Here is a 25,059-nt window from a genome sequence, read left to right as displayed (position 1 = left end):
GCGCAAAACCACCGGAACGCGCAACATTAACCGTTGGTCTTATTGCGGGTACTGGAACGGCGGTTGCTGTTATTACCCTGGCGCGGGTTAGCGCTGCTCTGGCTGTGGCGCTTCACCGCCCGGCGGATCTGATTGGCTTTCAACCGGCGACGATCTTTTTCAACGGCGACCTTAGAGCTGGTTTCCGGAGTGAGTTCCACCAGCTCGCGCAGGTAGTTGGTCTGCGCCAGGTCCAGCTCGGTATAGCCGCCGCGCGGCAGGCCTTTCGGCAGCAAGATATCGCCATAGCGCACGCGGATCAGGCGACTGACCTGCACGCCGACCGCTTCCCACAGGCGACGCACTTCGCGGTTACGCCCTTCGGTCAGGGTGACGTTGTACCACTGGTTAATCCCTTCACCGCCGGTGAATTTAATGGTTTTAAACGCCGCCGGACCATCTTCTAGCTGCACGCCGCGAGACAGCTGACGCAGCTTATCTTCATCCACCTGGCCGAAAACGCGAACGGCGTACTCACGCTCGACTTCACGGCTCGGGTGCATCAGACGGTTTGCCAGTTCGCCGTCGGTGGTGAACAGCAGCAGGCCGCAGGTGTTGACGTCCAGACGACCAACGGCAATCCAGCGCGCGCCGCGCAGTTTAGGCAGACGATCGAACACCGTCGGGCGCCCTTCCGGATCGTTACGGGTGCACAGTTCGCCTTCCGGCTTGTAGTAAGCCAGCACGCGGCAGATCTGCTCAGCGGACTCTTTCACCGAGATCAGATGGCCATCGATACGAATTTTTAAACCGGGGACGATCTCCACACGGTCGCCGAGGGTGGCGATTTTGCCATCGACGCTGACGCGGCCAGCTTCGATTTTCGCTTCAATTTCACGGCGGGAGCCGTGGCCGGCGCGGGCCAGCACTTTTTGCAGTTTCTCGCTCATTGAGCTTCCTTAAGGTGTCGCCTTCCCAGGCGTCTGGTATGCTTTATGAAACAATGAGGCCTTTTTCAACAACTCATTGTTACGTATATACTTTTTACGTAAAGTCTCGCTGGCATGCGCAAAACATTCACCGCGAGCCCGTAATCGTGGCCGAACATACTACACTAACTTCGTCGGGAAAGCTTCTGTTCGCCGCATTGCGCTGAGTATGGAACAGATTTTGCGCGGACGCTTAGATTTGCGAGCAGCCTGAACCTATAAAGACCTGGTGGGTCATTGATTATCAATCCGGGAAAGGGAATTTACAGATAACCCGCCTCCAGCCGAGGATATAGCAAGAGGTGGAATGCAGAAGTCATCCTCTGGATTTGATCGATAATTATTTTTTTAACGCCCCCATGACCAGGCGAAATAATTCCGGCGGATTATTGGTCGCGTCTAAAGCGCCATGCTGTTTTGCTTGTTCCTTATGCTGAGCAGCATTGGAGCTCGCATAGATAATGTATGGAATGTCTTTGCCCTTTCTTCTTAGCTCATCCAGGAGAGTATATCCCGCACGATCATCCCCTGGCCTCTTCATATCGGAAATAATCACATCAAACGACTGATTTTTTAGTCTTTCGAGAGCCTCGTCGGTAGATACTACATTAACAAACCTTATGCCCAGAGCTTCCATGGACTGACGTTCAAAGCGATTACCATTGGGTCTGTCATCTACCCACAAGATGACGGCATCACCCGCTCTTCGCAATACTCTCGGCGTTACAGCCTGAGTCACTACGTTGACGTCATCCAGAACGCTTTGCTCTACATTACCCTCGCCTTTAGCAATGGTACCTTTGCTGGCCAATGCAGCGGCAAGATTGGCACTAGACTCAGCCCCTTTATTGAAGGTCTCGACTTCAAAGCCAGGACCTTTAATGGAAAGGCGGCTGAGGTTTTCAAGAAACCGGTTGATTGCAGTTCCAAATCGACATAGAAAAAACAGAACAATAGCGGGCCAAATAACAACATTGATTAACGATATCAGCTCATGAAGCATAACCAGGTTCTCCCATGAGACTTTCAGGAGCCAGACAGGCTCCTGACGTTCGAGCGTTGCTTCAGCCCACTTTTCGTCAGATTACAGAAACGGCTTCACGTCGCCGACGCCTTCGCGCAGCACCACCGGAGCGTCTTCAGTGAGATCGATAACCGTGGTCGGCTGCTGTCCAAGGAAGCCGCCGTGGATAATGAGGTCCACGACTTTCTCCAGACGATCTTTGATCTCTTCCGGGTCGGATTCGGTAAAGTCGCTGCCGGGCAGCATCAGCGAGGTGGAGAGCATCGGTTCGCCTAAGGTCTCAAGCAACGCCTGAGCGATGGGATTGGACGGGACGCGCATACCAATGGTTTTACGCTTCTCCTGCAGCAGCCGGCGCGGCACCTCTTTCGTTCCTTTGAGGATAAAAGTGTAGTTGCCCGGCGTATTGTTTTTCATCAGGCGAAACGCCACGTTGTCCACAAAGGCGTAGGTTGACAGTTCGGACAGGTCGCGGCACATCAGGGTGAAGTTGTGTCCGTCCGGCAGCTGACGGATGCGGCAGATCCGCTCCATCGCGCCCTTGTCTTCAATTTTGCAGCCCAGCGCGTAGCCGGAGTCAGTAGGATAAACGATCACCCCGCCCTTACGCACAATCTCCACCGCCTGGTTAATCAACCGCGCCTGCGGGTTATCCGGATGGATATAAAAAAACTGGCTCATACTTCCCTCTCAATTTTTATTCGGCGGCCGCTTCCCAGCTGTGCCAGACGCCTTCGACGCCGGCAGGGAGCCAGAGCTTACGGCCAAGCTCGATCCACGCGCAGGGTTGATGGAAATCGGATCCCTGCGACGCCAGAAGACCAAACTGCACGGCCAGGGCGGCCAGTTGAGCGCGTTCGTGGGGCGCCTGCTGGCACTGGGCCACTTCCATGGCATCACCGCCCTGCTCGCTAAAGTGGGCCAACAGCCGCTTCAGCCACTTGGCGGAAAGATCGTAACGTCCGGGATGGGCTATCACCGCCTTGCCGCCAGAATGATGAATGACATCAATTGCTTGTTTTATTGTACACCACTGCGGCGGCACGTAACCGGTTTTCCCGCGGGCAAGGTATTTTTTGAAGACCTCCGCCATGTTCTTCGCGTGGCCGGCCTCCACCAGAAAACGGGCAAAATGGCCTCGGGTGACGGCGCCACCGTCCGCCAGCCGCAGCGCCCCTTCCCAGGCGCCGGGGATGCGCGCCTTCTCCAGACGCTCGGCAATCATCTGGCCGCGCTGCTGGCGCCGCGCTTTCTGCTCCTCCAGCAGGGCGGTCATCGCCGGGTGTGCAATATCAATATTGAGACCCACAATATGAATCTCGTGATTCTCCCAGAGGGTGGAAATCTCGACGCCGTTCACCAGGGTCAAGGGTAATCCGGCGCGGGCAATCTCTTCCCGGGCCGCCGGGATAGCCGCCACGCTGTCATGGTCGGTGATCGCCAGCGTGCCAACGCGCATCTCATGGGCGCGATGGACCAGTTCCTGCGGAGTCAGCCGCCCGTCAGAGGCGGTGGTATGGCTGTGCAGATCGTAAATCACTGCGTATTGGCTGTCGCTCAAAAGGACTCCTGCTGGACATCAACGTAAATAAGCGCATTATCATACCGACAGGCAGAGAAAATCTGCAAACAAGGGTTGACTTTATTCCATCGAACTAGTTAACTAGTACGCAAGTTCACATGAAGGGGTATCACGATGAAAATGCACTTTATCACTCTGCACAGCTGGTGGCGCACCTCCTGATAACGGGCGGCGTGATCGCGTTTTGCATTCAGCATACAGATACCCGGCCCGCCAATGAGCGGGCTTTTTATTGGACAAAAATAATACGAACAGGCGAGAACAATAATGCAAACATCCAAACCGGCACTCGAGCTTCTCACCAGCGACGCCATCTACCGGGAGAACCCGACGGCGTTATTCCACCAACTGTGCGGCGCCCGTCCGGCCACCCTGCTGCTGGAATCGGCTGACATCGACAGCAAAGATGACTTAAAAAGCCTGCTGCTGGTCGACAGCGCGCTGCGCATCACTGCCCTCGGTGACACTGTCACCATTCAGGCCCTCTCCGCCAACGGCGCCGCGCTGCTGGAGCTGCTGGACGGCGCGCTGCCCTCCGGGATCGCCAATCAGCGCCAGCCCAATGGCCGCATCCTGACCTTCCCGGCGGTCAGCTCCCTGCTCGATGAAGACGCCCGCCTCTGCTCGCTGTCAGTGTTTGACGCCTTTCGTCTCCTGCAGGAGCTGGTGACCGTCCCGGCCAACGAGCGTGAAGCGATGTTCTTCGGCGGCCTGTTCGCCTATGACCTGGTGGCCGGCTTTGAAGATCTGCCGCCGCTGCAGAGCGACACCGCCTGCCCGGACTACTGTTTCTATCTGGCGGAGACCCTGCTGGTCATCGACCATCAGACCAAGCATACCCGCATTCAGGCGAGCCTGTTTACGCCGCTGGAGAATGAAAAACAGCGCCTGGAGCAGCGCCTGAGCCAGCTGCGCCAGCAGCTGAACGAGCCGCCGCTGCCGCTGCCGGTCACCACCGTGGCCGAAATGCGCTGCGACGTTGACCAGAGCGATGAAGAGTACGGCGCGGTGGTGCGCAAAATGCAGCGCGCGATCCGCGCCGGGGAAATCTTCCAGGTGGTCCCTTCCCGCCGCTTCTCGCTGCCCTGCCCGTCACCGCTGGCCGCCTATGATGTGCTGAAGAAGAGCAACCCCAGCCCGTATATGTTCTTTATGCAGGACAACGATTTCACCCTGTTCGGCGCCTCGCCGGAGAGCTCGCTGAAGTACGATGCCGTCAGCCGTCAGATTGAGATCTACCCCATCGCCGGCACCCGGCCGCGCGGCCGCCGCGCCGACGGTTCGCTGGATCGCGATCTCGACAGCCGTATCGAACTGGAAATGCGCACCGATCACAAAGAGCTTTCCGAGCACCTGATGCTGGTGGACCTGGCGCGCAACGATCTGGCCCGTATCTGCACCCCGGGCAGCCGCTATGTCGCCGATTTAACCAAGGTTGACCGTTACTCCTTTGTCATGCATCTGGTCTCCCGGGTGGTGGGTGAACTGCGTCAGGATCTTGATGTACTGCACGCCTACCGCGCCTGCATGAACATGGGCACTCTCAGCGGCGCGCCGAAGGTTCGCGCCATGCAGTTGATTGCCGCCGCCGAAGGTAAACGACGCGGCAGCTACGGCGGCGCGGTGGGCTATTTCACCGCCCACGGCGACCTCGACACCTGCATCGTCATCCGTTCCGCCTACGTGCAGGAGGGTATCGCTACCGTCCAGGCCGGAGCCGGCATTGTGCTCGACTCGGTTCCCCAGTCGGAAGCGGATGAGACCCGAAATAAAGCCCGCGCGGTGCTGCGCGCCATTGCCCAGGCCCATCACGCGAAGGAGATTTTCTGATGGCTGACATTCTGCTGCTCGATAATATCGATTCTTTCACCTATAACCTGGCAGACCAGCTGCGCGCCAACGGCCATAACGTGGTCATTTACCGTAACTCCGTTCCGGCGCAGGCGCTGATTGAGCGTCTGGGCACCATGGACAACCCGGTGCTGATGCTCTCCCCTGGCCCGGGTACGCCAAGCGAAGCCGGCTGCATGCCGGAATTGCTGACCCGCATGCGGGGCAAGCTGCCGATCATCGGCATCTGCCTCGGCCACCAGGCCATTGTCGAAGCCTACGGCGGCTATGTCGGCCAGGCGGGCGAGATCCTCCATGGCAAAGCCTCCAGCATTGAGCACGACGGCCAGGCGATGTTTGCCGGTCTGGCTAACCCGCTGCCGGTGGCGCGCTACCACTCGCTGGTCGGCAGCAATATTCCCGCCGGGCTGACGATTAACGCCAATTTCAACGGCATGGTGATGGCGGTGCGTCACGATGCGGACCGGGTGTGCGGCTTCCAGTTCCACCCGGAATCAATCCTCACCACCCAGGGCGCGCGACTGCTGGAGCAGACTCTGGCCTGGGCGCTGCAGAAGCTGGAGCATACCAACACCCTCCAGCCGATCCTGGAGAAACTGTACCAGGCGGAAACCCTGAGTCAGCAGGAGAGCCACCAGCTGTTCTCCGCTGTGGTGCGCGGCGAAGTGAAGCCTGAACAGCTGGCCGCCGCGCTGGTCAGCATGAAAGTGCGCGGCGAGCAGCCGCAGGAAATTGCCGGCGCCGCCACCGCGCTACTGGAAAACGCCGCGCCGTTCCCGCGCCCGGACTACCTGTTTGCCGACATCGTCGGCACCGGTGGCGACGGCAGCAACAGCATTAATATCTCCACCGCCAGCGCGTTTGTCGCCGCCGCCTGTGGATTGAAAGTGGCGAAGCACGGCAACCGCAGCGTCTCCAGTAAATCAGGCTCTTCCGACCTGCTGGCGGCCTTCGGCATTAATCTCGATATGAACGCCGATAAATCCCGCGCGGCGCTCGATGAGCTGGGCGTCTGCTTCCTGTTCGCGCCCAAGTATCACACCGGTTTCCGCCACGCGATGCCGGTCCGTCAGCAGTTGAAGACCCGTACCCTGTTTAATGTGCTGGGACCGCTGATCAACCCGGCGCATCCGCCGCTGGCGCTGATTGGCGTCTACAGCCCGGAGCTGGTGTTGCCGATTGCGGAAACCCTGCGCGTACTCGGTTATCAGCGCGCGGCCGTGGTGCACAGCGGCGGGATGGATGAAGTCTCGCTGCATGCGCCCACGGTGGTCGCCGAGCTGCATGCCGGGGAAATCAAAAGCTATCAGCTGACCGCCGACGACTTCGGCCTGACGCCTTACCATCAGGCGCAGTTGGCGGGCGGCACGCCGGAAGAAAACCGTGACATTCTGACGCGCTTGCTACAAGGTAAAGGTGAAGCCGCTCACGAAGCCGCCGTCGCCGCCAACGTCGCCATGTTGATGCGTTTACACGGGCATGAAGATCTGAAAGCTAACGCTCAGCAGGTACTGGATGTGCTGCACAGCGGCGCGGCCTATGACAGAGTGACCGCCTTAGCGGCAAGAGGGTAAAGAATGCAGACCGTTTTAGCAAAAATCGTTGCCGACAAAGCGATTTGGGTGGAAGCCCGCAAACAACAACAACCGTTAGCCAGTTTTCAGAATGAGGTCGTCCCGACGCAGCGCAATTTCTATGACGCGCTGGCCGGCACCCGCACCGCGTTTATTCTCGAGTGCAAAAAGGCCTCGCCGTCGAAGGGGTTGATTCGCGAAGATTTCGATCCGGCGGCGATCGCCAGCATCTACAAACACTACGCCTCGGCGATCTCGGTGCTGTGTGATGAGAAATATTTCCAGGGCAGCTTCGATTTTCTGCCGATCGTCAGCAAGGTCGCGCCGCAGCCGATCCTGTGTAAGGACTTCACCATCGACCCTTACCAGATCTACCTGGCGCGCTACTATCAGGCCGACGCCTGCCTGCTGATGCTCTCGGTGCTCGACGATGAACAGTATCGTCAGCTCTCCGCGGTGGCTCACAGCCTGAATATGGGCGTACTGACCGAAGTCAGCAATGAAGAGGAGCTGGAGCGCGCCATCGCTCTGAAGGCGAAGGTGGTAGGCATTAACAACCGCGACCTGCGCGATATGTCGATTGACCTTAACCGCACCCGTCAGCTGGCGGCGCGTCTCGGCCCGGATGTCACGGTGATCAGCGAATCCGGCATCCATACCTATGCCGAAGTGCGTGAGCTGAGCCACTTCGCCAACGGCTTCCTGATCGGCTCCGCCCTGATGGAGCAGGCGGATCTGGAAGCGGCGGTCAAACGCGTGCTGCTCGGCGAGAACAAAGTGTGCGGCCTGACGCGCCCACAGGATGCCCAGGTGGCCTGGGAGTCCGGCGCCATCTACGGTGGCCTGATCTTCGTCCCGACCTCGCCGCGGGCGGTAAATGATGCCCAGGCCAAAGCGGTGATCGCCGCCGCGCCGCTGCAGTACGTCGGCGTCTTCCGCAATGCGCCGCTGGACGAGGTGGTCGCCCGCGCCCAGGCCCTGAGGCTGGCCGCCGTGCAGCTGCACGGTGATGAAGACCAGGCTTATATCGACGCACTGCGCGACGCCCTCGCGGATAACGTCCGCATCTGGAAGGCGTTGAGCGTTGGCGAAACGTTGCCGGCCCGTACACTCCGCCATGTCGATAAGTATCTGCTCGACAACGGCCAGGGCGGCAGCGGCCAGCGTTTTGACTGGAGCCTGCTGCAGGGCCAGGATCTGCGCAACGTTATGCTGGCCGGCGGCCTCGGCGCCGATAACTGTGTGGAAGCGGCCAAAAGCGGCTGTGCCGGACTCGATTTCAATTCAGGCGTAGAGTCGCAACCCGGGATTAAAGACGCCAGCAAGCTGGCCTCCGTTTTCCAGACGCTGCGCGCATATTAAGGAGCAATAATGAGCACTTTACTGAACCCCTACTTCGGCGAATTCGGCGGCATGTATGTGCCGCAGATCCTGATGCCCGCCCTGCGCCAGCTGGAAGAAGCCTTTGTCAGCGCGCAGAAGGACCCGGCTTTTCAGGCGGAATTCACCGACCTGCTGAAAAACTACGCCGGTCGTCCGACGGCCCTGACCAAATGTCGGAACCTGACCGAAGGGACCCGCACCACCCTGTACCTGAAACGCGAAGATCTGCTGCACGGCGGCGCGCACAAAACCAACCAGGTACTGGGCCAGGCTCTGCTGGCCAAACGGATGGGCAAAACCGAAATTATCGCCGAGACCGGCGCCGGCCAGCACGGCGTCGCCTCAGCGCTGGCCAGCGCCCTGCTCGGCCTGAAATGCCGTATCTACATGGGCGCCAAGGACGTCGAACGCCAGTCGCCGAACGTCTTCCGTATGCGCCTGATGGGCGCCGAGGTGATCCCGGTGCACAGCGGCTCCGCCACGCTGAAAGATGCCTGTAACGAGGCGCTGCGCGACTGGTCCGGTAGCTACGAGAAGGCGCACTATATGCTGGGCACCGCCGCCGGTCCGCACCCGTTCCCGACCATCGTGCGTGAATTCCAGCGCATGATCGGCGAAGAGACCAAAGCGCAGATCCTCGAAAAAGAGGGCCGTCTGCCGGACGCGGTGATCGCCTGCGTCGGCGGCGGGTCAAACGCCATCGGCATGTTCGCTGATTTTATCGAGGAAACCCGCGTCGGCCTGATCGGCGTGGAGCCTGCCGGGCACGGTATCGAAAGCGGGGAGCACGGCGCGCCGCTGAAGCATGGTCGTGTGGGGATCTACTTCGGGATGAAGTCGCCGATGATGCAAACCGCCGACGGCCAGATCGAGGAATCTTATTCCATTTCCGCCGGGCTGGACTTCCCGTCCGTTGGGCCGCAGCACGCGTATCTGAACAGCACCGGGCGCGCCGACTATGTGTCGATCACCGATGACGAAGCGCTGGAGGCGTTTAAAGCGCTCTCCCGCCACGAAGGGATCATCCCGGCGCTGGAGTCCTCTCACGCTCTGGCCCATGCGCTGAAAATGATGCGCGAGAACCCGGAAAAAGAGCAGCTGCTGGTGGTTAACCTCTCCGGCCGCGGCGATAAAGACATTTTCACCGTACACGACATCCTGAAAGCGCGAGGGGAAATCTGATGGAACGCTATGAGACGCTGTTTGCCCAACTGAAAAACCGCCAGGAAGGCGCTTTCGTCCCCTTTGTCACCCTTGGCGATCCGGGACCGGAGCAGTCGCTGAAAATTATCGATGCGCTGATCGAAGGCGGCGCCGATGCCCTTGAGCTGGGGATCCCCTTCTCCGACCCGCTGGCGGACGGCCCGACCATCCAGGGAGCGGCCCTGCGCGCCTTCGCCGCGGGGGTAACCCCGGCGCAGTGCTTTGAGATGCTGGCGGCGATCCGCCAGAAGCATCCGACGATCCCAATCGGCCTGCTGATGTACGCCAACCTCGTCTTCAGCCCGGGTATCGATGAGTTCTATGCCCAGTGCGCCCGCGTCGGCGTCGACTCGGTGCTGGTAGCCGACGTGCCGGTGGAAGAGTCCGCCCCGTTCCGCCAGGCGGCGATGCGCCATAACATCGCGCCAATTTTCATTTGCCCGCCCAATGCGGATGACGATTTACTGCGCCAGATCGCCTCTTATGGCCGCGGCTACACCTATCTGCTGTCGCGCGCCGGGGTGACGGGAGCGGAAAATCGCGCTGCGCTGCCGCTGCACCATCTGGTGGAGAAGCTGGCGGAATATCACGCTGCGCCGCCGCTGCAGGGCTTTGGCATCTCCGCGCCGGAGCAGGTGAGCGCCGCCATTGACGCCGGGGCCGCCGGGGCGATCTCCGGTTCCGCCATCGTCAAAATCATCGAACGTCATCTTGATGAGCCGCAAACCATGCTCGACGAGCTGAAAGCCTTCGTCCGGAGCCTGAAGGCGGCGACCAAAACCGCCTGACCGTCAGCCGCCTGGCATCGCGCCAGGCGGCGATTTCCTCGCGTTAGCTCCCCTTCCATGTCATCTTGCACGCCTGCACATCAGACTGAACGATGATCGACACCTTGACGCCAGGCGATGCGCTTTAACGTGGAAATTGATGGCGGGCGGATACCGAAGATTTGCACCATGTTGAGAGTAAAAATATCGCTCTCCCTGGTACAGGAGAGCGATAGGTCAGGCAATCAATATTGCCCGAATATCATTGACGTTGGTTAACGTTGGGCCGGTCATTACCAGGTCATCGAGCGCATGAAAATAGCTATAGCTATCGTGTACATCAAGATAACTAGCCGCATTTAGACCACCCATTTTGCCGCGTGTTAGCGTGTCCGGGAATACCAGCGCACCTGCTGCATCTTCCGTTCCGTCGATACCATCACTGTCGCCAGCGATTGCCCATATACCGCTTTCTCCCTGCAACGCACAGGCCAGACTGAGCGCAAATTCAGTATTACGACCCCCTTTCCCGTGCTGACCCTGACTTACCGTCACGGTGGTTTCGCCCCCCGACAATAGCACTGCCGGACCGGAAACCGGATGACCATATTGCTTCACGGATTTAGCAATCCCGGCCATAACAATGGCCACTTCACGACTTTCGCCTTCTAACGCATCGCCGAGAATAAGCGGCGTAAGTCCGTGTCTGCACGCAGCCAGCGCGGCAGCCTGCAAAGCCAGCTGCGGCGTGGCAATGAGTTTTACTTCGCTGTTCGCTGTGCTTTCAACCGGGCCTGCCGGCTGGCTTAGCAGTTTATGAACAGGTTCCGGGGTCTGAATACCGTAGCGCTGAAGTACCCGAAGCGCATCAAGCGGCGTGCTGTCATCGGCGACAGTAGGACCTGATGCCACATCTGCCGGGTTATCCCCCGGCACATCGCTGATAATCAGTGACACAATACGGGCCGGTTGCGCTATTCTTGCCAGCTTGCCGCCTTTCACCGCGGAGAGATGACGACGTACCAGATTCATCTCTTTGATATTGGCACCGCTGTGCAGTAGCGCGCGGGTAATGGCCTGCTTATCTTTCAATGTTAATCCTGGTGCGGGCAGCGCCATCAACGCCGACCCGCCACCGGAAATGAGCGCCAGCACCAGGTCATCAGAGGTCAATCCGCGCAGCGCTTCCACAATCAGCATTGCGGCAACTTCGCTCATCGAATCCGATACCGGATGAGCAGCCTCGATAATGCGGATGCGACCAGCAGGCACCGCGTAACCGTAACGCGTCACCACCACGCCAGACACATCCACATCCGGCCAGGCTGCATCCACAGCCGCTGCCATTGCCGCCGAGGCTTTACCGGCACCGATTACCACGCAGCGGCCACGCGGTTTTTCCGGCAGGTTAGACAGGATCGCAGGCCCGGCTCGGGCGCTGTCGACAGCATGCTGAAAAATATCCTGCAGGATCTCTGCAGGCTGTTCATTTATCATGGTTATACGGTCTCGGCGATATTTGCTCTGGCTTCAATAAATTCCACTACAGCGCGGGTGACGTCCGCGGTACTGGCCGTTCCACCGACATCTGGCGTCAGAATGCCTTTCTCACAAACATATTCGATACTTTCCATAATCAGCGCCGCGGCGTTACGCTCTCCCAGATGATCAAGCATCTGTACCGCAGTCCAGAAGGTTGCTATCGGGTTAGCAATGCCTTTGCCGGTGATATCAAAAGCTGAACCATGGATAGGTTCGAACATGGAAGGGAAGCGGCGTTCCGGATCAATATTGGCGGTCGGCGCTACGCCCAGACTGCCCGCCAGCGCGCCGGCCAGATCGGAAAGGATATCGGCATGCAAATTGGTGGCAACGATGGTATCCAGGGTCTGGGGATGCAGCGTCATGCGGTGCGTCATCGCATCGACCAGCATCTTGTCCCACTGCACATCCGGGAATTCCTGCGCCACCTCGGCGGCAATCTCATCCCACATCACCATTCCGTGGCGCTGGGCGTTGGATTTAGTCACCACGGTCAGCAGTTTACGTGGACGAGACTGCGCCAGTCTGAAGGCATAGCGCATAATGCGAGTAACCCCGACGCGGGTGAAGATGGCCACCTCGGTGCCGACTTCTTCCGGTAAGCCACGGTGTGCACGGCCGCCGTTACCGGAATACTCACCTTCGGAGTTTTCGCGCACAATCACCCAGTCAAGATCGCCGGGCCCGCGGTTGCGCAGCGGTGAGGTGACACCCGGCAGGATTTTGGTTGGACGCACGTTGGCGTACTGGTCAAACCCCTGGCAAATTGGCAGGCGCAGACCCCAGAGTGTGATGTGGTCAGGGACATCCGGTGCGCCCACCGCGCCGAAGTAAATGGCATCAAATTTTTTTAGTGTGTTCAGCCCTTCTTCCGGCATCATCACGCCATGTTTTTTGTAATAGTCCGACCCCCAGTCAAAGGTCTCCACATCAAACTTCAGCTGCGGATCGTGGCGTGTCAGTGCATGCAGCACTTCAACACCTGCCGAGATGACTTCAGGACCAATACCGTCGGCAGGTATGGCGGCAATTTTATAGTTACGCATAGTAAATTCTCCGGTTAATGAGTATGAGGATGAGTGAGTTCTGCCGTTTGCGGTTTACCCGCCCTGGCAGAAAGGATCAGGACAATGAGGGCCGAAATAGCCAGCAGTCCGGCGACAAAGTACAGGCCCCAGGTGTAGCTACCGGTCTGCTCGCGGATCACGCCAATCATCATCGGGCCGACAAAACCGCCCAGATTGCCGATGGAGTTAATCGTGGCAATACCCGCGGCCGCAGCCGGGCCGCTGAGGAACACGGTAGGCATACTCCAGAGGGGCGGTTTCGAGGCGCTGATGCCTGCGGTGACCAGGGTTAAGGCAACAATCACGGTAAACAGTGTGCTGACGTTACCGGCGTAAATCAGACCGGCTGCTGCCAGCAGGCAGGCACCAATCACATGCCAGCTGCGCTCTCTGGTGCGGTCAGAATGCCGCGCCCACAGGATCATGGCGATGACGCCGATGACCGCCGGGAAGGCGTTGAGGAAGCCAATCTCCAGTGAGGTAGCACCGAAGCTGCGGATGATTTGCGGGGACCAGATGCCAAGTGTGTACAAGCCGGCAGAAGTACCGAAATAGACCAGCGCCAGAGCCAGTACCCGCTTATCCGCCAGTCCTTTCCATGCGCTGCTGTGGTTCTGTTTTGCCGCCCGGGCCAGCTCCTCGGCCTGCATGGTGTTTTCCAGCCATGCACGCTCTTCGTCAGTCAGCCATTTGGCTTTGGCCGGACGATCGGTAAGAAAGAACAGAACCACAACGCCGAGTATCAGCGCTGGCAAGGCTTCCAGCACAAACATCCACTGCCAGCCGGCGTAGCCGAGAAAGCCATGCATCTCCAGCAGGGCGGCAGAAACAGGCGATCCCAATGCTGTAGAGAGCGGGGCTGCGGCCATAAAGATGGCGGTAACCTGCGCGCGTCTGGCTGCCGGGAACCAATAACTGAGATAAAGGATAATTCCCGGGAAGAAACCGGCTTCCGCTACACCGAGTAGAAAACGCAGAATGTAGAAGCTCGTCGTACCCTGCACAAAAGCCATGCAGCCAGAGACCAGGCCCCAGGTGATCATGACGCGGGCAATCCAGATGCGGGCACCTACTTTATGGAGAATTAAGTTTGACGGCACCTCAAACAGAAAGTACCCCAGGAAGAAGATGCCGGCGCCCAGCCCAAAAACGGTGGGTGAAAAACCCAGATCCTGATTCATGGTCAGGGCGGCAAAGCCAATGTTGACACGGTCGAGGAAGGCAATGAAGTACAGCAGCATGATGAAAGGAATAATGCGCAGGGTAACCTTGCGCATCACCTTCTTTTCGAGGTCGTTTTTCATGACGGATGCTCCATAGTGATGTAGGGTTGTTATCGTTTTGTAATAAACCCAGTATGAAGTTTTGAACCGCTTTATCATCGGCATGGCTTTATATAAATAATTTGCATAATCAGGTTTTGGTGAAAAAATGGATATAAATCAGCTACGTTGCTTTGTGGTATTGGGTGATGAGCTTCACTTCGGCCGTGCTGCCCGTAAACTTGAAATGATGCCTGCGTCACTGAGTCGCTTCATCAAACTGCTGGAAGATGATTTGGGGATAAGACTACTGAATCGATCGACCCGCAATGTGTCGCTAACGCCTGAAGGTGCCGCCTTTTTAAATGAGGCCAAAACGGTCATTGCTGATTTCGATGCGCTACGGCAGCGATTCCGGAAAAATAGCCTGTTGCAGAAAAGGACGTTGCGGATCGGAGCTATCGATAGCGCAGCCAAAGGATTACTTCCTGAACTGCTTAATCTTTTCGTCAGGCGTTTTCCGGAGGCAGACATTCATCTTACGGAAGATAAATCTCACAAACTTATCCCCCGACTCATTTCAGGATGGCTGGATGTGGTCTTTGTACGTCCGCCGGAACATATTGATGCCACGCTGACAACACGTTTTATCGCCAATGAAACCTGCGTGCTCGCCGTGCCCGCTAACCACCGCCTGGTCAGTTATGACGAAGTCAGTATCGATGACTTCCGACACGAGCCGGTTATCGTGCCGGAAAGAGGCACCCGGCGTCACAGCCATGACCTGACAATGAATATTTTCAAGGAGGGTGGCAGCATGCCTGTCATCGCGCAGTATGCCGAAGAGAAGCAGACTATCCTGAGTTTTGTTGCCGCTGGACTGGGCATTGCTCTGGTGCCTGCGTCATATAAAGATATGAATGCGGACGGCGTGAAATACCTTAAGCTCGCGCCCACAAAACATATCGAAGGCCTTCCCCTCAGCGCGATGTGGCATCAGGGAAATAACACTATCTATTTGCGATCCCTACTGGAGATACTCTCCGACAATATCGACGAGCTGACCCGTGATTTGTGACGGAAAAAGATGATTGTTGCGCCGGGGCGGCAACACGCGAGAATTTAGTTCGGTTGCTTACAGGCGAGCCCCTGGGCTTCCAGTTTCTTCACCTGGCGACTGACGGTGGTGTAATCGCGCCCTAAATGATCCGCCAGCTCACCCCCCACCGGCCATGACGCCCTACCGCCATCAGCAGCGGAAACAGCATCTGTTCCAGCTGGACGCCAGCCGCCTGGAGGTTCTGCTCATCGCGCACCGGCTGGTTCATCACGCTGATGCTATCCAGCAGCGCACGGTCTTTACCCTTGGATAAAAATCGCTTCCGCACAAAAGATGGGGTTGATATCTTAAATGAGAAATATTATCTTTCTCATTACTGAATAGTTGAGTAAATAACTCAGGTATTCAGTACGACATTGCTCACATTGCTTCCAGTATTTTTGCCCGCACTTGTGCGGGCTTTTTTTTACTCACAACACACCTCACGCACCAGCTGCCACAGCCGGCGGTCAAGCCGCAGGGGCTGCTGGGCGTGATGTCCTCCGGCCAGGGCAGTCTGACGAACAATCTCGGCGGCCAGCGGGAGCTCTACCGCGGAAGTAAAGCCGCGCTGAATATGTTCATGCGCAGCTTCGCCGCTCGCCCCACCTCGGCCTGCCACCCGCTGGTAGTGATGGCTCCGGGATGGATCCGCACCGAGCTCGGCGGGGCCGACGCCCCCTGACCATCGAAGAGACCATCCCATGCCTGGTGAACGTCCTGCTCGACAAGCAGCGGCGCCCGGGACTGGAGTTTCCGGATTACCAGGGCCGCACGGTGCCCTGGTAAGCCCGCCGGGACGCCTGCCTCCGGGCGTCCTCCGGCGCCCGCCCGGCGTCATCGATCCCAGATCACCACGCCATGTACCGCTTTGTCCCGCCGCCTTTGCCGAGCTAATTCGCCTTTTTTGTTCAAAATTTATGAAATTTGTAAACGGTGGTGAAGAAATCAGTTTAAACGTCAACTTTTCTGTGTAAATATTAAGGCGAATGATAACTATTCTTTTTATCATTTATAGAGTCACGCCGGGTCAGCGCAAGCCAGACGACGAATAACGTCGCTTTTGCGCGGCGTGATATGTGCGAATAACTAAAAATAAGCCTGCATTTATCATGGAAAAAAACGCTTCTCTGCCGTTTGGCAGTTTCAACTCATTGGCATTGTTTACGGGTCTGTGTCTGGGGGCCGCGCCGGCAACCGGCATGGCAGCGGAAAAATCAGTCAAAAATAATGAAGAGACGCTGGTGGTGGAAGCCGCCCCGCCTTCGCTTTATTCTCCCGGGGCCTCCGCCGATCCCAAGTTTAATAAACCGCTGGTGGATACCACTCGCACCATCACCGTGATCCCCGAACAGGTCATTAAAGATCAGGGCGTCACCAACCTGACTGACGCCCTCAAGAACGTCCCTGGCGTCGGGGCGTTTTACGCCGGGGAGAATGGCAGCTCAACCACCGGGGACGCCATCTTTATGCGCGGCGTGGACACCTCCAACAGTATTTATGTGGACGGCATTCGCGATATCGGCAGCGTGACGCGGGATACCTTCAATACCCAGCAGGTGGAAGTCATCAAAGGGCCCGCCGGCACGGACTATGGCCGCAGCGCCCCCTCCGGCTCGATCAATATGATCAGCAAACAGCCGCGTCTTGACTCCGGGATCGACGGTTCGGCCAGCATCGGCAGCGCCTGGTCGCGCCGGGGTACTCTTGATCTTAACCAGGCCTTCGGCGACAACGCCGCGTTTCGCCTCAACCTGATGGGCGAAAAAACCCACGACGCCGGCCGGGATAAAATTGAGAACGAGCGCTACGGCATCGCTCCGTCGCTGGCCTTTGGCCTCGATACGCCCACCCGTCTGTATCTGAACTATCTCCACGTCCGGCAGAACAACACCCCGGATGGCGGGATCCCCACCGTCGGCCTGCCGGGCTATTCAGCGCCTTCGCCGAAGTATGCCGCGCTCAATTCCGCCGGTAAGGTCAATACCAGCAATTTCTATGGCACCGACTCCGATTATGATAAATCCACCACCGACAGCGGCACCCTGCGCTTCGAACACGATCTGACGGACAATACCACCGTGCGCAATACCACCCGCTGGTCGCGGGTGAAGCAGGAGTATCTCCTGACTGCGGTGATGGGCGGCGCGAGCAATATCACTGCCCCCGACATCAATGACGTCAATACCTGGAGCTGGTCACGGCTGGTTAATACCAAAGATGTCAGCAACCGCATTCTGACCAACCAGACCAATATCACCTCGACCTTCAATACCGGCTCGATAGGCCATGACGTTAGCGCCGGCGTGGAGTTTACCCGGGAAAACCAGACCAACTATGGCGTCAACGCCCTGACCGCCCCGGCAGTGAATCTCTATCATCCGGTGAGCAGCCTGTCGATTGGCGGGCTGGACAGAAACGGGGCGAACGCCAACGGCCAGACCGATACCTTCGGCATTTATGCCTTCGATACGCTGGCGCTGACCGATCGGGTTGAGGTCAACGGCGGGCTGCGTCTCGACAGTTACCATACCAAATATGACAGCGCCACCGCCTGCGGCGGCAGCGGACGCGGGGCTGTCGCCTGCCCGCCAGGACAGTCGACCGGCAGCCCGGTCACCACAGTCGATACCGCCAAATCCGGTAACCTGGTTAACTGGAAGGCCGGGGCGCTGTATCGCTTAACCGAGCAGGGCAATATCTACGTCAACTATGCCATCTCGCAGCAACCGCCGGGGGGCAGCAGCTTCGCGCTGGCCGCCAGCGGCAGCGGCAACAGCGCCAACCGGACCGACTTTAAACCGCAGAAGGCGAAATCCAGCGAGCTGGGTACCAAGTGGCAGATCCTCGACAAGCGCCTGCTGCTCAGCGCGGCGTTATTCCGTACCGATATTGAAAACGAAGTGGCCGCTAACGATGACGGAACCTGGTCGCAATACGGCAAAAAGCGCGTGGAGGGGTATGAGCTCTCCGCGACCGGGAACCTGACCCCGGACTGGACGATCATCGCCGGCTACACCCAGCAGCATGCCAAGGTGACAGAGGGGCAGAATGTGGCGCAGGATGGCTCTTCCGCGCTGGCCTACACCCCGAAACATGCCTTTACGCTGTGGACGCAGTATCAGGCCACCAGCGATTTGTCCGTCGGCGGCGGCGTGCGCTATGTCGGAAGCCTGCGCCGGGGCAGCGATGGCGCGGTGGGTACCCCGGATCATACCGAGGGCTACTGGGTCGCCGACGCCAAACTGGGCTATCGGGTCAACAGCAACCTCGATCTGCAGCTCAATATGTACAACCTGTTTGATACCGATTACGTGGCTTCGATCAACAAGAGCGGCTATCGCTATCATCCGGGCGAACCCCGTACCTTTATGCTGACGGCGAACGTCCATTTCTGAGTCTGTACGTGGGGCCATCGCGCCCCACCTTTTTGAGAGGACACCGCAATGATGTATCACATTCCTGACGTGCTAACGGCGGACCAGGTGGCTGAATATGCCCGCCTGCTGGCGCAGGCCGAATGGGTTGACGGGCGGGTTACCGTCGGCAGCCAGGGGGCGACCGTCAAACAAAACCAGCAGATCGATACCCGCACGCCGCTGTACGCCCGTCTTCAGGGCGCCGTACTCGACGCGCTGCGCGGCCATCCGCAGTTTTTTTCCGCCGCGCTGCCGCGGACGATTTCCGCACCGTTGTTTAATCGCTACGGGCCGGGGGAGACCTACGGCTTTCATGTCGATGGCGCGGTGCGTCAGAACGGCGAAGCGGGCTGGATGCGGACCGATTTATCGGCGACGCTGTTTCTCTGCGAACCGGAAAGCTATGAAGGAGGCGAACTGGTCATTGAAGACACCTATGGCCAGCATCGGGTGAAGCTCCCGGCCGGGCATCTGGTGCTCTATCCCGCCAGCAGCCTGCACTGCGTCACCCCGGTCACCCGCGGCGTACGCCAGGCCTCTTTCCTGTGGATCCAGTCGATGGTCCGCGACGATAAGCAGCGCGCGATGCTCTACGACCTGGACCGCACGATCCAGTCGCTCAAAACTCGCTTTGGCGACGGAGAAGAGGTGCTCTCCCTGCTCAATATGTATCACAACCTGCTGCGCCAGTGGACGGAAGTGTGATCCGCAGGCGAAGGGGTATCGCAGGGAGGAGTGAGGAGGAACAAACTGGCCGTCCGCTGGCCAGTTTGCAGCAGGCGTTAGAACCGATAGCCTGCGGAGAACATAAACACCCACGGATCCAGGCGGGTGCTGACTTTCTGGTCCACGCCGTTGGCTTTGAATTTCACATCGGTATCGATATCCATGTACCACACCGACATATTCAGCAGCCAGTCACGGTTAATCAGGTAATCGAGGCCGACCTGCCCCGCCGCGCCCCAGGAGTCCTTCAGGCTCAGATCGGAAAGCCCGGCCGCCTTGCCGTTATCGTTAAAGTCTTCATTAAAGAAGGTGGTGTAGTTAATCCCCGCCCCCACGTACGGGCGTACCTTGCTTTGCGCATCGCCAAAGTACCACTGCGCCATCAGGGTGGGTGGCAACTGATGGACGGTGGCGATGGTGCCGGTTGGCCCGGTACCAACCTTATGGCGGAAGGGCGTTGCCGCCAGCAGTTCCACGCCGATGTTATCGGTCGCCATATAGGTAAAGGTTAAACCCAACTGAGTGTTGTTACTGACGTTGAAACCGCCAAGGCTGCCTAACACATTGTCAGAGCCCTCCGTCGGTCGGACGGTGGCGGTCCCGGCGCGAATGAAAAATTCACCCGCTTCATGCGCCCAGACGCTGCCGGTGGAAAGAGTGCTTAGAATTAATGCCGCCGCTGCTAACTTCTTCATGTCCACTTCCTCATTATGGTTTTTCAGCGCGGCCAAATATACCTATAACGAGTTACGTTTGATCTGTTTTAGATCACACTAAAACCTTAGATTTAACATTTATTGATCCAGATTAATTTTTGATACCGATCGCAATACGCTGAATCCTTCGCACATCAATTTTCACTTTTCGCGAAAAAAATTATTTCTGCCCCTCTTGCCGCCGCTGAGGCGGCTGGATAAGTTAACTGCCGACAATCTGTGTTGATGCGTTTTTTTCAGGTGTAATTATGAGTGAAATCAACCCGTGCATGACGTGCGGTGCCTGTTGTGCGTATTTTCGTGTCTCTTTCTACTGGGCGGAAGCCGACGACGCGGGCGGCCTGGTGCCCTCCGCGCTGACCGAGCCGCTAACCCCTTTCCTGCGCTGCATGAGCGGCACCAACCAACGCCAGGGCCGCTGCGCGGCGCTATCGGGCGAAATCGGCGACGCTGTCCACTGCACTATCTATGAAAACCGTCCCTCGCCATGTCGCGAATTCGCCATGTCCGGGGAAGATGGCGAGGAAAACGACGCCTGCAACCGGGCGCGAGCGCGCTATGGCCTGCCGCCATTGCGGCCTCTTTACAAAGATATACCTGCCCTGACCGGCGCAGAGAGTGCTACGACGGAACGATTTGCGGTACAATCGCCGGCTAGTTAACACCTGCGACACTCAAGGAGAATGCATGTCTATCACGGCGAAGTCCGTCTACCGTGACACGGGGAATTTTTTTCGTAATCAGTTCATTACCATTTTGCTGATTGCGCTGTTGTGCGCGTTCATTACGGTAGTACTTGGCCATGCCTTTTCACCCAGCGACGAGCAGCTGTCGATACTCAGCGAAGGCGACAACCTCGCCGGTAGCGCAGGCCTGTTCGAGCTGGTGCAGAATATGACGCCGGAGCAGCAGCAGGTTCTGCTGCGCGCCTCGGCGGCATCGACCTTCTCGGGTCTGGTGGGCAATGCGATCCTCGCCGGCGGCGTCCTGCTGCTCATCCAGCTGGTCTCTGCCGGTCATCGCGTCAGCGCTCTGCGCGCTATCGGCGCCTCGGCGCCGGTGCTGCCGAAGCTGCTGCTGTTGATCCTCTTCACCACCTTCCTGGTGCAGATGGGGATGATGTTAGTGCTGGTGCCCGGCGTCCTGTTGGCCATTGTGCTGGCCTTTGCGCCGATCATGCTGGTGCAGGACAAAATGGGCATCCTCAGCGCCATGCGCAGCAGCATGCGTCTGGCCTGGGCCAATTTGCGGCTGGTGGCGCCGGCCATTATCGGCTGGCTGGTGGCGAAAACCCTGCTGCTGCTGTTCGCTTCCAGCTTTGCCGTGCTGACGCCGAACGTCGGCGCGGTGGTCATCAACACCATCAGCAACCTGATTTCCGCCCTGTTGCTGATCTATTTATTCCGCGTGTATATGCTTATCCGTAGCTAATTTTAACCTGGACCGGGAAATTTCCCGGTCCGTCCTGACAGACGGGATCGATGTATGAAGCAGTTTCTGGATTTTTTACCGCTGGTGGTCTTCTTCGCCTTCTACAAGCTTTACGATATCTACGCCGCTACCACGGCGCTGATTGTGGCGACCGCCATCGTGCTGATCTACAGCTGGGTGCGCTACCGTAAAATCGAAAAAATGGCGCTGATCACCTTCGTGCTGGTGGCCGTCTTCGGCGGATTAACGCTCTTCTTCCACAATGATGAGTTTATTAAATGGAAGGTGACGGTGATCTATGCGCTGTTCGCCGGCGCGCTGCTGTTCAGCCAGTGGGTAATGAAAAAGCCGCTTATCCAGCGTATGCTGGGTAAAGAGCTGACCCTGCCGCAGCAGGTCTGGTCGCGTCTAAACCTGGCGTGGGCGGCGTTTTTTATCCTTTGTGGGCTGGCTAATATCTATATCGCCTTCTGGTTGCCGCAGAATATCTGGGTTAACTTTAAGGTCTTCGGTTTAACCGCCCTCACGCTGGTCTTTACCTTGCTGAGCGGGATCTACATCTACCGCCATATGCCGCAGGACGACCACCACTAATCCCCCGGCAGCCTGCGCCCGCCTCCGCGGGCGCTATCCCCTATTCTCTCTCCGCCGTTTTCATAGTAGCATCCCGCTGATCGTCTTTGACCACAACAGAGTAGAGCATGACAACAACAGATCTCGCCCCGAAGGGCGAAATGGTTTTACGCACCCTGGCAATGCCGGCGGATACTAATGCCAACGGGGATATTTTTGGCGGCTGGCTGATGTCGCAGATGGATATCGGCGGCGCCATTATGGCCAAAGAGATCGCCCAGGGACGCGTGGTGACCGTGCGCGTGGATGGGATGACCTTTTTACGCCCGGTGGCCGTCGGCGACGTGGTGTGCTGCTATGCCCGCTGCGTGAAGCGCGGCAATACCTCGGTGACCATTAACATCGAAGTGTGGGTGAAAAAAGTCTCTTCAGAACCGATTGGCCAGCGCTACAAGGCGACGGAAGCGCTGTTTATCTACGTTGCCGTCGATAATCAGGGTAAACCACGCCCTCTGCCGGCGGAATAAGATGGCGCCCGGCTAACCGGGCACCTGGCTTAGAGAAAGCCCAGCAGCGAGAAGAAGAAGTAGCCGATGACAATTACGATCACCGGCAGCACGTACAGCGGGAAATACTGCACCAGGATCGTATGTCGCGGCACCACAATGCGTTCGGCGAGCTGCTCGCGAGTTAACCCTTCCGCGCCTTTCGCCTGCTCGAGGATCAGCTGATCCTCAATCCCCTCGCGGAGAAATTTCGCCTGCCGCGCCATCCGCGCGCCGGAGGCCTGCAGCGCCATACCGACGAACACCAGAATGAAGATAATCCAGAAGCCGATGTTCAGGCTGTGGTGAAAATCCGGCAGCGGTGAGTTGTACCAGAAAAAGTTCAGGAACGGCGTGTTAAAGCGCATCATCTCAATCATGACGTGCGCAAAATCCATCATTACCGCGTCAATGCCGGGTTTCTTTTCACTGTGCTCATACATAAATTTGAGGACAGAAATCAGCGTCGACAGCACGGCGGGAATAAAGATGACCCATCCCAAAATACGTTTGATGACCGCAATGCGTCCAGCTTGTTGGTACGTCATGAGTTCCCCTTGTTAAAGACGCGTTAGTGGTTCGCCTGCCGCCCGTTGCGTGGCGCAGGCGCTCCTCGCTTACCCGAATGTGTCGGGTATAAGTCTATCTTCCACGGCGAATTTCGCCCAATAACGCGCGGTATGATATACCATGAATGCCGATTCGTTTATCTGATTACGCAACAGGAGAAGGACATATGTCAGCGAAGCGCCGCATTGAGGCTGCGATTTTTGATATGGACGGGTTGCTGATTGACTCTGAGCCGCTTTGGGATCAGGCGGAGGTCGAGGTCATGGAGAGCCTGGGGGTGGATACCCGCCGCCGCGATGAACTGCCCGACCTGCTGGGTCTTCGAATCGACCTGGTGGTGGATCTGTGGTACGCGCAGCAGCCGTGGCGCGGCGTGGACCGCGCGGAAGCCACCGCGCGCATTATCCGTCGCGCCATTGAACTGGTGGAAGCCTCACGTCCGCTGCTGCCGGGGGTGCGCGAGGCGGTGACCCTGTGTAAAGCCCAGGGGTTGAAGGTTGGGCTGGCCTCAGCCTCGCCGCTGGTGATGCTGGAGAAAGTGCTCAATATGTTCGAGCTGCGCGATCAGTTTGATGCCCTCGCCTCGGCGGAGCATCTGCCCTGGAGCAAACCGCACCCGCAGGTGTATCTCAACTGCGCCGCCGCCCTCGGGGTCGACCCACAGCGCTGCGTCGCGCTGGAGGACTCGGTCAACGGCATGATCGCCAGCAAAGCTGCGCGCATGCGCGCTATCGTGGTGCCGGAAGCGGAGAACAGCCGCGACCCGCGCTTTGTGCTGGCGGACGTCAAGCTGCCGTCACTGCAGGCCCTGACCGTCGAGGCGCTGCTCGGGTAAGGCCGCTGGCGGCTGACGCGATCGCCGTCACGCCGCCGGCAATAAAAAACAAAACAGCGTTTCATTTTAATTGTAATTTTGTTTTCCTGCCTCTATGCTGGGCACAGGTGGCGTCATCGTACGCCTGAAGATCAGCACGCAGAGGTGAATATGGTACTGAACGCCTTCGACCTGACGGGTAAGGTCGCCATCGTGACCGGTTGCGATACCGGCCTGGGACAGGGAATGACGCTGGGCCTGGCGCAGGCCGGATGCGATATCGTCGGCGTCAACCGCAAAATTCCCCACGACACGGCCGCGCAGGTTGAGGCGCTGGGCCGCCGCTTTCATGCCATTCAGGCGGATCTCAGCCATCAGGATGATATGACCGTTCTGGTCGACCAGGCGGTAGCAGCGATGGGCCGGGTCGATATTCTGGTTAACAACGCCGGGATTATCCGCCGCCATGACGCCCTGACCTTCACGGAAAGCGACTGGGACGCGGTCATCGATCTGAATTTGAAAGCGGTTTTCTTCCTCTGCCAGGCGGTCGCCAGGCAGTTCATTCGCCAGGGTGAAGGCGGGAAAATTATTAACATCGCCTCGATGCTCTCGTTTCAGGGCGGGATCCGCGTCCCCTCTTATACCGCCTCGAAAAGCGGCGTGCTGGGCCTGACCCGCCTGCTGGCCAACGAATGGGCTGGTCAGGGTATCAACGTCAACGCCATTGCGCCCGGGTATATGGCCACTAATAACACCCAGGCGCTGCGCGAAGATGAAGAGCGTAACCAGGCAATCCTTGAGCGTATCCCCGCCGGTCGCTGGGGGGTGCCGGGTGACCTGCAGGGGCCGGCGGTGTTTCTCGCCTCGTCCGCCGCCGACTATATTCATGGCTATACCCTGGCCGTCGACGGCGGATGGCTGGCGCGCTGAGAATTTGTGA

The 25,059-nt window shown here is 58.2% G+C and carries 23 protein-coding genes, 2 pseudogenes and 1 other annotated feature; of the genes and pseudogenes, 15 read left to right on the top strand and 10 right to left on the bottom strand.

Annotation, left to right across the window (positions count from 1 at the left end):
- Positions 1–26 precede the first annotated feature (26 nt).
- The 4 genes from rluB to rnm all read right to left on the bottom strand — a co-directional run bounded on the left by rluB (position 27) and on the right by rnm (position 3,553).
- Complete coding sequence (gene rluB / locus AC6CWS_RS16105; protein ID WP_023289330.1) at positions 27–929, bottom strand: 23S rRNA pseudouridine(2605) synthase RluB; 903 nt, start codon at positions 927–929, stop codon at positions 27–29.
- A gap of 379 nt (positions 930–1,308) precedes the next feature.
- On the bottom strand, positions 1,309–1,971 hold the full coding sequence (locus tag AC6CWS_RS16100; RefSeq protein ID WP_023289329.1) for a response regulator: 663 nt from the start codon (positions 1,969–1,971) through the stop codon (positions 1,309–1,311).
- Positions 1,972–2,052: 81 nt separating this feature from the next.
- A complete protein-coding gene (locus tag AC6CWS_RS16095; protein ID WP_065883008.1) occupies positions 2,053–2,673 on the bottom strand; it encodes an L-threonylcarbamoyladenylate synthase in 621 nt (206 codons plus the stop codon).
- A gap of 16 nt (positions 2,674–2,689) precedes the next feature.
- Positions 2,690–3,553 (bottom strand): RNase RNM, encoded by an 864-nt coding sequence (gene rnm / locus AC6CWS_RS16090; RefSeq protein WP_023289327.1) that lies wholly within the window; start codon positions 3,551–3,553, stop codon positions 2,690–2,692.
- Between the two features lie 159 nt (positions 3,554–3,712).
- Positions 3,713–3,808: a sequence feature (Trp leader region), on the top strand.
- A gap of 33 nt (positions 3,809–3,841) precedes the next feature.
- Here rnm and AC6CWS_RS16085 point away from each other — a divergent pair.
- The 5 genes from AC6CWS_RS16085 to trpA are packed head-to-tail and all read left to right on the top strand — an operon-like array spanning position 3,842 to position 10,373.
- Complete coding sequence (locus AC6CWS_RS16085) at positions 3,842–5,404, top strand: anthranilate synthase component 1 (protein ID WP_065883007.1); 1,563 nt, start codon at positions 3,842–3,844, stop codon at positions 5,402–5,404.
- Positions 5,404–6,999 carry a bifunctional anthranilate synthase glutamate amidotransferase component TrpG/anthranilate phosphoribosyltransferase TrpD gene (gene trpD / locus AC6CWS_RS16080; RefSeq protein WP_023289325.1) on the top strand — a complete coding sequence of 532 codons (1,596 nt, stop codon included), beginning with the start codon at positions 5,404–5,406 and terminating at the stop codon, positions 6,997–6,999. The genes AC6CWS_RS16085 and trpD overlap by 1 nt, the downstream gene beginning before the upstream one ends.
- A 3-nt stretch (positions 7,000–7,002) precedes the next feature.
- Positions 7,003–8,361, top strand: coding sequence for a bifunctional indole-3-glycerol-phosphate synthase TrpC/phosphoribosylanthranilate isomerase TrpF (gene trpCF / locus AC6CWS_RS16075; RefSeq protein WP_065883006.1), 1,359 nt, complete (start codon positions 7,003–7,005; stop codon positions 8,359–8,361).
- A gap of 9 nt (positions 8,362–8,370) precedes the next feature.
- Positions 8,371–9,564: a tryptophan synthase subunit beta gene (gene trpB / locus AC6CWS_RS16070; RefSeq protein ID WP_065883005.1), complete on the top strand. Its 1,194-nt coding sequence runs from the start codon at positions 8,371–8,373 to the stop codon at positions 9,562–9,564.
- Entirely contained in the window at positions 9,564–10,373 is an 810-nt protein-coding gene (trpA, locus tag AC6CWS_RS16065) for a tryptophan synthase subunit alpha (protein ID WP_065883004.1), read from the top strand. The genes trpB and trpA overlap by 1 nt, the downstream gene beginning before the upstream one ends.
- A 216-nt stretch (positions 10,374–10,589) precedes the next feature.
- Here the strand turns inward: trpA and AC6CWS_RS16060 are convergent, their stop codons facing one another.
- From AC6CWS_RS16060 to AC6CWS_RS16050, 3 genes are read right to left on the bottom strand one after another with little or no spacing between them, the layout of a single operon-like run.
- On the bottom strand, positions 10,590–11,849 hold the full coding sequence (locus AC6CWS_RS16060) for a glycerate kinase type-2 family protein (RefSeq protein ID WP_065883003.1): 1,260 nt from the start codon (positions 11,847–11,849) through the stop codon (positions 10,590–10,592).
- Between the two features lie 2 nt (positions 11,850–11,851).
- Positions 11,852–12,940 carry a tartrate dehydrogenase gene (locus tag AC6CWS_RS16055; RefSeq protein ID WP_065883002.1) on the bottom strand — a complete coding sequence of 363 codons (1,089 nt, stop codon included), beginning with the start codon at positions 12,938–12,940 and terminating at the stop codon, positions 11,852–11,854.
- 14 nt (positions 12,941–12,954) lie between these two features.
- Positions 12,955–14,265: an MFS transporter gene (locus AC6CWS_RS16050; protein ID WP_004203856.1), complete on the bottom strand. Its 1,311-nt coding sequence runs from the start codon at positions 14,263–14,265 to the stop codon at positions 12,955–12,957.
- A gap of 127 nt (positions 14,266–14,392) precedes the next feature.
- Here AC6CWS_RS16050 and AC6CWS_RS16045 point away from each other — a divergent pair, with 127 nt between their 5' ends.
- Positions 14,393–15,301 carry a LysR family transcriptional regulator gene (locus tag AC6CWS_RS16045; RefSeq protein ID WP_065883001.1) on the top strand — a complete coding sequence of 303 codons (909 nt, stop codon included), beginning with the start codon at positions 14,393–14,395 and terminating at the stop codon, positions 15,299–15,301.
- A 47-nt stretch (positions 15,302–15,348) separates the two neighbouring features.
- On the opposite strand, the pseudogene AC6CWS_RS16040 reads toward AC6CWS_RS16045, so the two are convergent.
- Positions 15,349–15,611, bottom strand: a pseudogene (locus tag AC6CWS_RS16040) (MarR family transcriptional regulator); the annotation flags it as partial.
- 171 nt (positions 15,612–15,782) lie between these two features.
- Here AC6CWS_RS16040 and AC6CWS_RS16035 point away from each other — a divergent pair.
- The 3 genes and pseudogenes from AC6CWS_RS16035 to ybiX form a co-directional block, all read left to right on the top strand.
- Positions 15,783–16,111 (top strand): annotated as a pseudogene (locus AC6CWS_RS16035) (Rossmann-fold NAD(P)-binding domain-containing protein); the annotation flags it as partial.
- 323 nt (positions 16,112–16,434) lie between these two features.
- Positions 16,435–18,720 carry a catecholate siderophore receptor Fiu gene (locus AC6CWS_RS16030; RefSeq protein ID WP_023289315.1) on the top strand — a complete coding sequence of 762 codons (2,286 nt, stop codon included), beginning with the start codon at positions 16,435–16,437 and terminating at the stop codon, positions 18,718–18,720.
- A gap of 48 nt (positions 18,721–18,768) precedes the next feature.
- Entirely contained in the window at positions 18,769–19,446 is a 678-nt protein-coding gene (ybiX, locus tag AC6CWS_RS16025) for a PKHD-type hydroxylase YbiX (RefSeq protein WP_065883000.1), read from the top strand.
- Between the two features lie 77 nt (positions 19,447–19,523).
- On the opposite strand, the gene ompW is transcribed toward ybiX, so the two are convergent.
- The gene (ompW, locus tag AC6CWS_RS16020; protein WP_048334791.1) at positions 19,524–20,162 is read right to left on the bottom strand and encodes an outer membrane protein OmpW; all 639 of its coding nucleotides are present in this window, start codon (positions 20,160–20,162) and stop codon (positions 19,524–19,526) included.
- Positions 20,163–20,431: 269 nt separating this feature from the next.
- Between ompW and AC6CWS_RS16015 the strand changes: the two genes are divergently transcribed.
- From AC6CWS_RS16015 to yciA, 4 genes are all read left to right on the top strand, one after another.
- Positions 20,432–20,845: a YkgJ family cysteine cluster protein gene (locus tag AC6CWS_RS16015; RefSeq protein WP_023289312.1), complete on the top strand. Its 414-nt coding sequence runs from the start codon at positions 20,432–20,434 to the stop codon at positions 20,843–20,845.
- A gap of 25 nt (positions 20,846–20,870) precedes the next feature.
- The gene (locus AC6CWS_RS16010; protein ID WP_023289311.1) at positions 20,871–21,614 is read left to right on the top strand and encodes a YciC family protein; all 744 of its coding nucleotides are present in this window, start codon (positions 20,871–20,873) and stop codon (positions 21,612–21,614) included.
- A 54-nt stretch (positions 21,615–21,668) separates the two neighbouring features.
- Entirely contained in the window at positions 21,669–22,208 is a 540-nt protein-coding gene (locus tag AC6CWS_RS16005; RefSeq protein ID WP_004203842.1) for a septation protein A, read from the top strand.
- 107 nt (positions 22,209–22,315) lie between these two features.
- Positions 22,316–22,714: an acyl-CoA thioester hydrolase YciA gene (yciA, locus tag AC6CWS_RS16000; RefSeq protein ID WP_002901629.1), complete on the top strand. Its 399-nt coding sequence runs from the start codon at positions 22,316–22,318 to the stop codon at positions 22,712–22,714.
- 29 nt (positions 22,715–22,743) lie between these two features.
- Here yciA and AC6CWS_RS15995 read toward each other — a convergent pair whose 3' ends face one another.
- Positions 22,744–23,280, bottom strand: a complete 537-nt coding sequence (locus AC6CWS_RS15995) for a YniB family protein (RefSeq protein ID WP_023283571.1) — start codon at positions 23,278–23,280, stop codon at positions 22,744–22,746.
- Between the two features lie 188 nt (positions 23,281–23,468).
- On the opposite strand from AC6CWS_RS15995, the gene hxpB reads away from it, so the two are divergent.
- Together hxpB and kduD are read left to right on the top strand one after the other, a co-directional pair.
- Positions 23,469–24,137, top strand: coding sequence for a hexitol phosphatase HxpB (gene hxpB, locus AC6CWS_RS15990; protein ID WP_065882999.1), 669 nt, complete (start codon positions 23,469–23,471; stop codon positions 24,135–24,137).
- 150 nt (positions 24,138–24,287) lie between these two features.
- Complete coding sequence (kduD, locus tag AC6CWS_RS15985) at positions 24,288–25,049, top strand: 2-dehydro-3-deoxy-D-gluconate 5-dehydrogenase KduD (RefSeq protein WP_065882998.1); 762 nt, start codon at positions 24,288–24,290, stop codon at positions 25,047–25,049.
- The last annotated feature ends 10 nt before the right edge of the window (positions 25,050–25,059 follow it).

Source organism: Klebsiella sp. M041 (assembly GCF_059759695.1).
This window is presented reverse-complemented; position numbering and strand designations above follow the sequence as displayed.